This window comes from Sphingomonas phyllosphaerae (genome assembly GCF_029623345.1).
In the GTDB taxonomy this organism is placed as follows: domain Bacteria; phylum Pseudomonadota; class Alphaproteobacteria; order Sphingomonadales; family Sphingomonadaceae; genus Sphingomonas; species Sphingomonas phyllosphaerae_C.
This window is the reverse complement of record NZ_JAPYKH010000040.1, coordinates 1-10,529: the sequence shown is the minus strand read 5'-3', so window position 1 is coordinate 10,529 and position 10,529 is coordinate 1. Positions and strand designations below refer to the sequence as shown.

Genomic DNA, 10,529 nt, shown 5'->3' with positions numbered 1-10,529 from the left:
TCGGACGTCACCCCGGAGGCCGCGTCGATCCTCGACAACGCCGTCACCCAGTATCAGAACTGCCAGAATGCGCAGGTCATGCTGGCGGGTCACGCCGACCGCTCGGGTTCGGCCAAGTACAACGTGGGGCTGTCGCAGCGCCGCGCGGACTCGGTCAAGGCGTACCTGACCTCGAAGGCGATCCCGGAGAACGTGATCAGCACCGAGGCGTTCGGCGAGAGCCGCCCGCGCGTCGACACCGCCGACGGTGTCCGCGAGGTGCAGAACCGCCGCGTGGAGATCACCTACGGTCCGGGTGCGGGCCAGTAAGGTCGATCGCTACGGCGAACGAGATGGGGAGGTCGGCGCGAGCCGGCCTCCCTTTCTTTTTGTGATCACCTGGCGACGCTTTGGTCGCGCGCTCGGGCGCTCAGCCTGCCGAAGCGCCGATGGCCGAGCGGCGCTGCGCTGCGTGCTGCTGGAGCACCGCGTGGACCGGGCTGCGGGGTGCGTGCGTGCATTGCAGCGCGTCAGCGCGCGCAAACGGGATCTGCCAATGAGAGCGGCGGCCTGTCGGTGATATTGGTCCGTCGTCGCCCGCTCGTCCCCTGCCATAATGGTCCTAAGCGGCGCTGCGGCCTCGAACGCGCGCGCTCTTTTCACGCTGACAGGGGATCCATGTGAAGATCACCCCGCCGATATCCGAGGTCAGACTAACGGCAATCACTGCTCTTGGCTGTGGGCTCCTGCGTGCGCAGGAGCACGGAGCGAGCGGCGCGACGTAGGACATCCTGTCGGGACCGCTATGTCACCGAAGGAAGGAGTGTTGCACGGGTTCGGGTGAGATCGCCCGCCGGTGCCTCGCGCTGAGCGGATGTGACGTCGCAAGAACGGCCAAGCCACGCCTGAAGGTGATGGGCGTTCCGGCTCCCGAGCGTCGCGTTCAGTAGGGCGCGCACTCGCGGCGGCGGGCTTGGCCCTTGGGGGTGAGCACGAGGTGGCCGAGGCGTTCGCGTACGAGCCCCTCGCGCATCATGATCCCGATCGTATCGGGGTGCTGACTCCGCGAGACGATGAGGCTGCTGCCCGCGCTGCGCGCGGTCCAGAGGATCTGTTCGAGTTGCTCGGCCATCGATGGGCCGAGAACATCCACGTTCATCATTTCACCCCCACGGGCGCTCGGGCGATCTTGCTAATTTATTCTATCGCAAGAAGCCCCTAGTCAGAACCGATTCGCCGATGTTGACGGCAGATCATTAACCCAATTTGACGAAGATAAGGTTAATAAAATCGACAAGAACGCCATGGGATGAGTGAGTCGAGCGACGGATCGAGCCGCGGACGCCACCGCGCGGGGCGGTGGCGCCAAGTCGAGGGTCGATCAGAAGCGGGTGCGCAGCGTCACCCCATAGGTGCGCGGCTCGGCGAGGAACGATGAGAATAGTTGATTGCCGACGCCGCCGAAGCTGCGCACCTGCTCAAGGCTACCCGCGCCCTGGAACGGCGTGTTGAACGCGACCTGCTGATAATCGGTGTTGAGCAGATTCTGTGCCCAGACCTCGACCGCCCAGCGCTCGTCGCGCCCGCGCAGGCCGACGCGCGCGTTGACCAGTGTGAAGCCATCCTGGATCTTCTCGGCGAACAGATCCGAGCCGGTGTTATAATCCGACGACGTGCGCTGATCGACGTAGAACAAAGCGCTCATCCCGCCGTCTCCGATCGCCGGCGTCCAGCTCAGCGAGGTCGTGATCACGTTGCGCGGCGCGTTCGAGATCTGCGCGCCCGAGAGCAGGAACAGCGCCGGGTCCAGCGCGGCACCGGCGTCCGAGCCGACCAGGTTGCGGCGATATTTGGTCTCGGCCAGCGTATAGCCCATCGCGAAGGCGAGGTGCTCGACCGGGTAGATCCCGGCCTCCAGCTCGATGCCCTGGCTGCGCACGCCGTACTTGACGTCGCCGGTGCAGACGCCCGTCGTCGCGCTGGCGTCGCGGTCGGCGCCGTTCAGGCTGTCCGAGCAGGAGCCGATATTCTCGACGACATAATTGGTGCCGTTGAAGGTGTTGAGTTGGAAATTCTTGAACTCCGAGCGGAACGCCGCGGCGTTGAAGGTGAAGGAGCGGCTCGAATATTTGAAGCCGATCTCATAGGCGTTGACCGTCTCGGGATCGAAGCGCAGCCGGCCCGCGTCGATGTTGGCGATCGTCGCGGGATTATAGGCGTCGCCCAGATCGGAGCGGTCGAGGTTGTAGCCGCCCGCCTTGTAGCCGCGCGAGTAGCTGGCATAGGTCATCAGCCGGTCGCTCGGTTTCCAGCTCAGCACCGCGGTGCCGGTGAATTGGCTTTCGCTGAAATCGTCCGCGATCTGGCGGCCGTTGAGCGCGGCCGAGCTGTTGCCGGTGCAGGCGAGCGTGGCGATGCCGCGGGTGAGCGCGGCGAGCTGCGCGTTGTTGAAGAGGTTGCCGGCCGGCCCCGCCCCGAGCAGCGTCTGGATCTGCGGACACACGGTGTTGTTGTTGCCGAAACTGGCGTCGAACTTCTTGCGCTCGTGCGTCCAGCGCAGCCCGCCGGTGAGCGACAGCGTGTCGCTCAGCTTGAAGATGTTGTGCGTGAAGAGCGCGAAGCTCTGGCTGTCCTGGTTATATTCGTCGCGCGTGGTGCCGAGGTCGTTGAGCGTCCCGAGTAGCCGGATGTTGGCGAGCAGCAGCGGCGTCGCCGCGCCGAACGCGGGAGTCGTGCCGGGCACCTGGCCTGAGAGGACCGCGCTGCCGGTCGCGCTGAGGCAGCCGGGGTTGGCGGGGTTGCGCAAAGCGGCGTTGGCGTTGATCGTCGCGACGATGCGGCACGCGGCGAAGGCGCCATAGTCGCGACCGAACTTGAGGTTGTCGACGACCTGCAGGTCTTCCTTGCTGTAGAAGCCGCCGATCAGCCAGTTGAGCCGGTCGCCGAAGGCCTCGCCGTTGAGCCGCAGCTCCTGGGTGAAGGTGTGGAACTGGCGGTAGTTGTTGCCGTCGTTCGGACGATAGCCGATGTCGAGCACGTTATAATCGATGTCGCTCGCGCCGTCCGACTTATACTCGCGATAGGCGGTGATCGAGGTGAGCGAGGCGCCGCCCAGGTTCCAGTCGATCTGACCCGACCCGCCGTAATCCTTGGTCACGTTCGAATAGTCGCGGCCCGGGGTGTTGGCGATGCGGCGGCTGTACGGGTCGCTGCCGCCCGGGAAGACCGAGCCGGCGGGGTAGCCGCGCAGCGCGGCCAGCGACGTCATCACGCTGACGATGCGGTTGCCCGCGGGATTGATCGCATAGTCGCCGGGGACGCCGGGCGTGGGATCGATCTTCTCGCGCGTGTCGACATAGACCGCGCCGCAGCATTTCTCGTCGCGGCGGGTATAGTCGCCGATCAGCCGCAGCGAGAAATTGGACGACGGCTCGAGCAGCAGCTGGCCGCGGACGAGATAGCGGTCGCGATTGTTGAAGTCGGTGTCGTTGGCGACGTCCTGGTAGAAGCCGTCGCGCTTCTGCCACACGCCGTCGACGCGGAAGGCGAGCACGTCCTTGATGATCGGCCCCGTCAGCGCCCCCGCGGCACGATAGAAGTCGTAATTGCCGTAGGTGCCCTCGGCATAGCCGCCGAAGTCAAACGACGGCGCCTTGGTGTAGATGTTGATCGCGCCCGCCGAGGAGTTGCGCCCCGACAAGGTGCCCTGCGGCCCGCGCAGCACCTCGATCCGGTCGACCTCGCCGAGATCGTTGAGGCCCGAGCCGGTGCGGCTGCGATAGACGCCGTCGATGAATACCGCGACCGAGCTCTCCAGGCCGGGATTGTCGCCGACCGTGCCGACGCCGCGGACGCGCGCCGAGGCATTGGCCTCCGAGCCGGTCGAGGAGACGTTGAGCGAGGGGGCGAGCTGCGCCATCTGGCGGATGTCGGTCGCGCCCGAATTCTGCAGCGCCTGCTGGCTCACTGCGTTGATCGAGATCGGCACGTCGGCGAGCCGCTCCGAGCGGCGGGTGGCGGTGACGACGATGTCGTTGGCGTTGAGCTCGCGCGTGTCGCCGGCCTGGTCCGATGTGGTGTCGCTCTGGCCGTCGACTGCGGCATTGCTGGTCACCGGGCTGGCCTGCTGTGCCAGCGCGGGCGCCGCGACGATCATCGCGGCCGACGACAAGAGGATAGTGCTCAGTCGCATGGCGGTCCCTCTCCCAAGGTCCTGTTATCCCGACCCTCGTTTTCGAAGGTTCGGTATTGGGGAGAGATTAGCGCACACCGAGGGCGCGTCTAGCGCTTTCGTGCCCGACACGGTGATTTTCAAGATCGGGTGTGGAGCGCGTGCAACGCCGCGGCGGCACGACGCTACGGAAAGCAAGCGGGCCGCGGCGCCTAGCCGCGGCCCGATCGGCTCACTTGGGCGCGAGCACCATCAGCATCTGACGGCCCTCCATGCGCGGATAGGCCTCGACCTTGGCGACCTCGGCCACCTGCTCCGCGACGCGCTGGAGCACGTTCATGCCGAGCTGGCCGTGGCTCAGCTCGCGGCCACGAAAGCGCATCGTCACCTTGACCTTGTCGCCCTCGCCGATAAATTCCGCCACCTTCTTCATCTTGGTGTCGTAATCGTGGTCGTCGATGTTCGGACGCATCTTGATCTCCTTGATCTCCTGCGTCTTCTGCGACTTACGTGCGAGGTTCGCCTTTTTCTGCGCCTCGTACTTGAACTTGCCGACATCGAGGAACTTGGCGACGGGCGGATCGGCGTTGGGCGACACTTCGACCAGGTCGAGTCCGAGCTCGCGCGCCTGCTCCATCGCCTCGCGCGTGTACATCACGCCGAGATTCTCGCCCTCGTGATCGATCACGCGGACCTTGGGGCTCTGGATCCACTCGTTGAAGCGGGGCCCGTTCATCGGCGGCGCCTGCATCGGCCGGCGCATCGTGGGGGGAGGTATAGGTAAATCTCCGTTGGCTGTTCTGCCGAGCAATATAAGGGAGAATGCGCGCTTTTAGAAGGGGCGCTACATCACCGCCGCGCGGAAGATCGCGTGGGCGCCGCAAGGAGGCTGCGTGCGGCAGCGGGATGGGGGGACGGGCGCTAGTTGGTGCGCGCCGTCGATGCGTTGGGCCGGGGTGGCGGGTGAGCGCTCAGTCGCATACTCGCCCGCCGACTCACCACCGCCGCACCGCGGGTCCGTCGATCTCCGCCAGGCAGACGCTCACGCTGGGAAGGAGCAAGGCACCGACTCGGTCATGCGCCTCATATTCCTCGACCTGGGTATAAGCACCTTGAACCGGCGCGCGATGGACGCGGATCGTCTTGCGGATTGCGTCGACCACCCAATAGTCGCGCACGCCGAAGCTGGCGTAGCGTGGCGCCTTGACGCGCAAGTCGTACCCGATCGACGACACGGCGACTTCGATCAGCAGCAGCAGGTCCGGCCCGCGAACGTCCTGCGAGCCGATCTCGGCAGGCCAGACGGCAAGATCGGGCTCGTGCAGGTCCGACGGTCCGAACGCGATCTCCGCCTCGACGAACACGCCCTGCTCGTGCGGCAGCGCGAGGTTGAGGACGCGCCCGAGGCGCTGCTTCACGCGCTCGTGGTCGCTCGACTTCGCTGCCGCCATCGGCACGATCTCTCCGTCGATCAGGTCGAAATGCTCGTTCTCGGCGAGCATCCCGGCGTCGGTCAGTGCGTAGACGTCCGCCACCGTGAGCCGTGACGGGATCGTGCCGGCCCTGATTTCCTGCCAGATCGTCATCGCCGCCTCCTACCTGTGCTCCTGTGCGGGAAGGAGCCTAGAGCCGCCAACGCTTCGCCCACGCGCGCTGACGCCCCGCGCCAGCGCGGGAACGCGGATCAGCGCACATCGGGCGAAGTCGCCTCGCCGCGCAGCATCGCCACCGCCTGGTCGAGCGTCAACGCCTCCTGCGCCTGGCTGCCGAGCCGGCGCACCGCGACCTTGCGCTCCTCCGCCTCGCGCTTGCCGACCACCAGCAGCACCGGCACCTTGGCGACCGAATGCTCGCGTACCTTGTAGTTGATCTTCTCGTTGCGCGTGTCGGTCTCCACCCGGATCCCCGCCGCACGCAGCGCCGCCGCCACCTCGGCGGCGTAGTCGTCCGCGTCGGAGACGATCGTCGCCACCACCGCCTGCACCGGCGCGAGCCACAGCGGGAAGCGCCCGGCGTGATGCTCGATCAGGATGCCGATGAAGCGCTCGAACGTGCCCAGGATGGCGCGGTGGAGCATCACCGGGCGGTGGCGCTGGCCGTCCTCGCCGACATAGCTGGCGTCGAGCCGCTCGGGCAGCACGCGGTCCGACTGGATCGTGCCGACCTGCCAGGTCCGCCCGATCGCGTCGGTGAGGTGGAACTCCAGCTTGGGCGCGTAGAAGGCGCCTTCGCCGGGCAGCTCCTCGAACTTCGCCTTGATCGCGTCCGACAGCCCCGAGGCGTGCACGGCGTCGCGCAGCTCCTGCTCGGACTTGTCCCACATCGCGTCGTCGCCGAAGCGCTTGTCCGGGCGCAGCGCCAGCTTCACCGCATAATCCTCGAAGCCGAGGTCGCGGTAGACGCTGTCGAGCAATTCGCAGAACTTCCGCACCTCCTCGACGAGCTGGTCCTCGCGCACGAAGATATGCGCGTCGTCCTGGGTGAACTGTCGGACGCGCATGATGCCATGGAGCGCGCCGTGCGGTTCGTTACGGTGGCAGCAGCCGAATTCGGCCATGCGGATCGGCAGGTCGCGATAGCTCTTGATGCCCTGCTTGAAGATCAGCACGTGCGCGGGGCAGTTCATCGGCTTGAGCGCCATCAGGTCGCCCTCGCCGGTGAAGATCGCGCCCTCGTCCGCGGTGTTGGGGATCTCGTCGGGGACGACGAACATGTTCTCGCGATACTTGCCCCAGTGGCCCGACTGCTCCCACTGGCGCGCGTCCATCAGCTGCGGCGTCTTCACCTCGGCGTAATCGGCGGCATCGAGCCGGCGGCGCATATAGGCCTCGAGCTGGCGCCAAAGCACGAAGCCCTTGGCGTGCCAGAACACCGAGCCCTGCGCCTCGGCCTGGAGGTGGAACAGGTCCATGTCCTGGCCGATGCGGCGATGGTCGCGCTTCGCCGCTTCCTCCAGCATGTGGAGGTGCGCATCGAGCTGCTTCTTGTTGAGCCAGCCGGTGCCGTAGATGCGGCTGAGCATCGCGTTCTTCTGGTCGCCGCGCCAATAAGCGCCCGAGACGCGCGTCAGCTTGAAGGCCTGCGGATCGAGCCGACCCGTCGTCGGCATGTGCGGACCGCGGCACATGTCGAGCCATTGCCCCTGGCGATAGATCGTCAGCTCCTCGTGATCGGGCAGTTCGGCGGCCCATTCCGCCTTGAAGGTCTCGCCCTGCCGCTGCCACGTCTCGATCAGCTGCTCGCGCGTCCATACCTCGCGCGTGAAGGGCTCGTTGCGCGCGATGATGCGGCGCATCTCCTCCTCGATCGCGGGCAGGTCCTCGTCGGTGAAAGGACGCTCCTTCGGCGCAAAGTCGTAATAGAAGCCGTCGTCGGTCGCGGGGCCGAAGGTGATCTGCGTGCCCGGGAAGAGATGCTGCACCGCCTCGGCCAACACATGCGCGAGATCGTGCCGCGCCAGCTCGAGCGCCTCGGCCTCGTCGCGCTGCGTCACCAGCGCCAACGTCGAATCCTGCGTCAGCGGGCGCGAGAGGTCGCGCAGCTCGCCGTCGACGCGCGCGGCGATCGCGGCCTTGGCCAGCCCGGGGCCGATCGCGGCGGCGATCGCCGCGGGCGTGGTGCCCGGCTCCACCTCGCGGACCGAACCGTCGGGCAGCGTGATCGAGAGCATGTCCATGGAGAATCTTCCTGCGAGAACCGTGGAGCACGCCCTAAGGCGCGCGTGAAGCGACGAAAAGAGGGAGCCTGCCCGGCGTGGCGCGGGCGGCGGGGCGCGTCAGCGGGTGACGCGCGCGCCGGCCGTGGGCCGCGCCGGGATGCTAGTAGTGAGCCGGGCCGTGCGCATGGTGGCGCCGATATAACCGCGCGAGTGCCGCGGCGCCAGCGTAGGCTTATCCGCGGCGGTCGCCTCCCTATATCCTCTGCATGCCCGTCGACGTCTCGGCCAACCCGCATTTCTACCTGCTGCTCGGCGCCCTGCTGGTGGCCGCGATTGTGGCGCGGCGCGTGCCGCTGCTGCGCACCTTGGTGAGCCTGGCGGTGTGGGGCGGGCTGGCGGTGCTGCTGTACACCTTGCTGGTGGAGCGCGAGCGCTTCGACCCCTGGCTCGGTCGCGTCGCCGCCGCGCTGGACGTGGAGAGCCAGCAGGTCTCCGGCAGCGAGACGCGCGTGACGATGAGCCCCGACGGCCATTTCTACGTGCGCGCGCGGCTCGGTCCGCCGGGGGCGACGGTGGAGCGGCGGCTGCTGGTCGACAGCGGCGCGACGATCACCGCTTTGTCGCCCGCCACCGCGGCGGCGGCGGGGGTCGAGGTGCGGCCCGCGACCTTCCCGCTGCTGCTCAAGACCGCCAACGGCACGATCCGCGCCGACACGGGGGCGCTGGCCGAGCTGCGCTTCGGCAACGTGGTGGCGCGCGACCTCGCGGTGGTGGTGTCGCCCGCCTTCGGCGACGTCGACGTGGTGGGGATGAACTTCCTGTCGCGGCTGAGCTCGTGGCGGGTCGAGGGGCGCACGCTGATCCTCACGCCGCACCACCCGCAGGAGGCGTAGGGGGCGGGGGAGGGGCCAGCGGGCTGTCATCTTGACCGCTAGGATGCTCCCTTTCGCCCAACACTGACCGTCACCCCGGCGAAAGCCGGGGTCCAGTTGGGGGACGTTGGTAAGTCCCACCACGGCCTACCCGACTGGGCCCCGGCCTTCCCCGCCGCGACAGCGTGGGGGCAAACGCCTTTCGACACACCGATCGCGCCGTCCCCTTCCCCACGCTGACCCACCACGGCGATCACGCGTCATCCGCAATTGCCTTGTTGGAGAATGTTGCTCAGATGTTCTCGCCGCGTCGGCAGGGCGGGGCGACACGATGAACATGGAGCGGGCATGGATACCGGCGGGGGTGAGCCCCGCCGAACGACGGCGCTTATTCTCGATCTGGATCCGGACGGGGCGGATCCCGACTCGCCGCGACGACGGCGTCGAACTGAAGTTCAACCCCTGGCACGACCCGCGCGACGGTCGCTTCACGTCCGGTCCGGGCGGCGAGGCGGCGGCGCGCGACGGACCGCCGGAGCGAGGAGGTGAGGGCGGTGGCGTAGGAGAGGGCGGTGTCGTCCGCTCGGACGGCGTCTACCGGCCGGGCGAGCCGGGCCCGACGCTGATCCCGATCGGCGCGCCGGAACCGCCCGAGACGCGCGGCGGCAACATGCGCGCCTTCGAGGATCCGATGACGCTGGATGAGTGGCAGGTCGACGAGCATTCAGCGCTCGGGCCACCGCTCAGGCTGGCAGACCAGATCTTCGATATAACTGGGCCGGGGGCAGAAGTCCGAACCGCGCTGATGCGGGTGCAGGCGGAGAAGATCCTCAGCGACATCCATCAACTAGATCCGACTTATGTCTTTCAGTCCTTTCAATTTCCTTATAGCGAAGATGGGCAGCGGCGGCTCATCGACGGACTCCGCTTCGACCGCGCGGTTTTGACCATGCGGGTGAAGGGCGATCTTGAGCCGCTGCAGCTTGAGACTTACCGGTTCGCGCAAGGAGCCACGAATGACGCCTACCAAGAAGGTTTGAGGCGTCTTAAGCTGACAATGCTTCCGATCCGACTGAGTGAACGAGAGGCACTTGGAAATTTCGTTGACCAACGCGTTCGCGAGCAGTTGCGGCAGCGGTTCTTCTTGGCTGGAGTTGATTGTTCCGGCGCTGGGCCGGTCAGGCTCAATCGGAACGAGGCTGTCGGCGAGAACGGGCGATTTCGTCGCCCCGATATCAGGGTCGGTGACGTTGCCTTCGATGTCTCGCTCTCGGCAAAAACTAGAGGGCAGGCGCAGATACGGGGTTTCTTCAACGCTAACTTCAAGCCGTCTATGGTTGTCATCATCCGGCCCAGCGAGCTGGGTAGAAGCACAAGCTACATTCTTCGGCGATAGAGGGCAGCCTTATGAACGACTATGTATTCAGAAGTCCGCTGGCAAGCGGCGCGCCCTTCATCCCTGCTAACTTGGGAGAGCTGGATGATCAGCTCGCATCGATGATGCTCGAGGCCCCGACCTTTGTCGATCGGCTAGGCTTCTTGCCCGACCAGACGATCGATTCGCGCTTCCATCAGCTCGACACCGCGCTGAGCCGAGTGAAGCCGAAGCTGGGCGCTGAGAGCTACGCTAAAGCGGTCGAACTTTCTGCGCGAGCCAAGGCACTGTTTCTAAGCGATCCCGATATGACGAACGGGAAGACCAAGGAGGGCGTTTGGCTGCTCGACGAGATCAGCCAGCTTATCACCGACGCGCGGCGCCGCTGGGTCAAGGCCAAGCTGAGGGACGATGAGGGCGAGGTGACCGGCGACTGAAGATCAGCCGTGGCGGGTGGCCGGCCGGGATGCCACG

9 protein-coding genes are annotated in these 10,529 nt (G+C 66.6%); 4 read left to right on the top strand and 5 right to left on the bottom strand.

All coding sequences use genetic code 11. The features are described 5' to 3' along the window. Positions 1–309 (top strand): OmpA family protein (locus QBJ89_RS19685; protein ID WP_277982162.1); only part of this gene is annotated, 309 nt, incomplete at its 5' end. Positions 310–922: 613 nt separating this feature from the next. On the opposite strand, the gene QBJ89_RS19680 is transcribed toward QBJ89_RS19685, so the two are convergent. From QBJ89_RS19680 to thrS, 5 genes are all read right to left on the bottom strand, one after another. Beyond that, positions 923–1,141: a hypothetical protein gene (locus QBJ89_RS19680; RefSeq protein ID WP_277982161.1), complete on the bottom strand. Its 219-nt coding sequence runs from the start codon at positions 1,139–1,141 to the stop codon at positions 923–925. A gap of 219 nt (positions 1,142–1,360) precedes the next feature. Further along, the gene (locus tag QBJ89_RS19675) at positions 1,361–4,171 is read right to left on the bottom strand and encodes a TonB-dependent receptor (RefSeq protein ID WP_277982160.1); all 2,811 of its coding nucleotides are present in this window, start codon (positions 4,169–4,171) and stop codon (positions 1,361–1,363) included. Between the two features lie 211 nt (positions 4,172–4,382). After that, on the bottom strand, positions 4,383–4,913 hold the full coding sequence (infC, locus tag QBJ89_RS19670) for a translation initiation factor IF-3 (RefSeq protein WP_277982159.1): 531 nt from the start codon (positions 4,911–4,913) through the stop codon (positions 4,383–4,385). Between the two features lie 232 nt (positions 4,914–5,145). After that, positions 5,146–5,736, bottom strand: a complete 591-nt coding sequence (locus tag QBJ89_RS19665) for a Uma2 family endonuclease (protein ID WP_277982158.1) — start codon at positions 5,734–5,736, stop codon at positions 5,146–5,148. Positions 5,737–5,834: 98 nt separating this feature from the next. Continuing rightward, on the bottom strand, positions 5,835–7,820 hold the full coding sequence (gene thrS / locus QBJ89_RS19660; RefSeq protein WP_277982163.1) for a threonine--tRNA ligase: 1,986 nt from the start codon (positions 7,818–7,820) through the stop codon (positions 5,835–5,837). 254 nt (positions 7,821–8,074) lie between these two features. On the opposite strand from thrS, the gene QBJ89_RS19655 reads away from it, so the two are divergent. The 3 genes from QBJ89_RS19655 (at position 8,075) to QBJ89_RS19645 (ending at position 10,492) form a co-directional block, all read left to right on the top strand. Next, positions 8,075–8,701: a retropepsin-like aspartic protease family protein gene (locus QBJ89_RS19655; protein ID WP_277982157.1), complete on the top strand. Its 627-nt coding sequence runs from the start codon at positions 8,075–8,077 to the stop codon at positions 8,699–8,701. 310 nt (positions 8,702–9,011) lie between these two features. After that, positions 9,012–10,076 carry a hypothetical protein gene (locus QBJ89_RS19650; RefSeq protein WP_277982156.1) on the top strand — a complete coding sequence of 355 codons (1,065 nt, stop codon included), beginning with the start codon at positions 9,012–9,014 and terminating at the stop codon, positions 10,074–10,076. Positions 10,077–10,087: 11 nt separating this feature from the next. Further along, positions 10,088–10,492: a hypothetical protein gene (locus tag QBJ89_RS19645; protein ID WP_277982155.1), complete on the top strand. Its 405-nt coding sequence runs from the start codon at positions 10,088–10,090 to the stop codon at positions 10,490–10,492. Positions 10,493–10,529: the final 37 nt, after the last annotated feature.

Excerpts from the sequence above, each read along its gene's own strand:
- thrS (WP_277982163.1), bottom strand. The coding sequence starts at position 7,820 with ATGCTCTCGATCACGCTGCCCGACGGTTCGGTCCGCGAGGTGGAGCCG.
- QBJ89_RS19680 (WP_277982161.1), bottom strand. The coding sequence starts at position 1,141 with ATGATGAACGTGGATGTTCTCGGCCCATCGATGGCCGAGCAACTCGAA.
- QBJ89_RS19645 (WP_277982155.1), top strand. The coding sequence starts at position 10,088 with ATGAACGACTATGTATTCAGAAGTCCGCTGGCAAGCGGCGCGCCCTTC.
- infC (WP_277982159.1), bottom strand. The coding sequence starts at position 4,913 with ATGCGCCGGCCGATGCAGGCGCCGCCGATGAACGGGCCCCGCTTCAAC.
- QBJ89_RS19665 (WP_277982158.1), bottom strand. The coding sequence starts at position 5,736 with ATGACGATCTGGCAGGAAATCAGGGCCGGCACGATCCCGTCACGGCTC.
- QBJ89_RS19650 (WP_277982156.1), top strand. The coding sequence starts at position 9,012 with ATGAACATGGAGCGGGCATGGATACCGGCGGGGGTGAGCCCCGCCGAA.
- QBJ89_RS19655 (WP_277982157.1), top strand. The coding sequence starts at position 8,075 with ATGCCCGTCGACGTCTCGGCCAACCCGCATTTCTACCTGCTGCTCGGC.
- QBJ89_RS19675 (WP_277982160.1), bottom strand. The coding sequence starts at position 4,171 with ATGCGACTGAGCACTATCCTCTTGTCGTCGGCCGCGATGATCGTCGCG.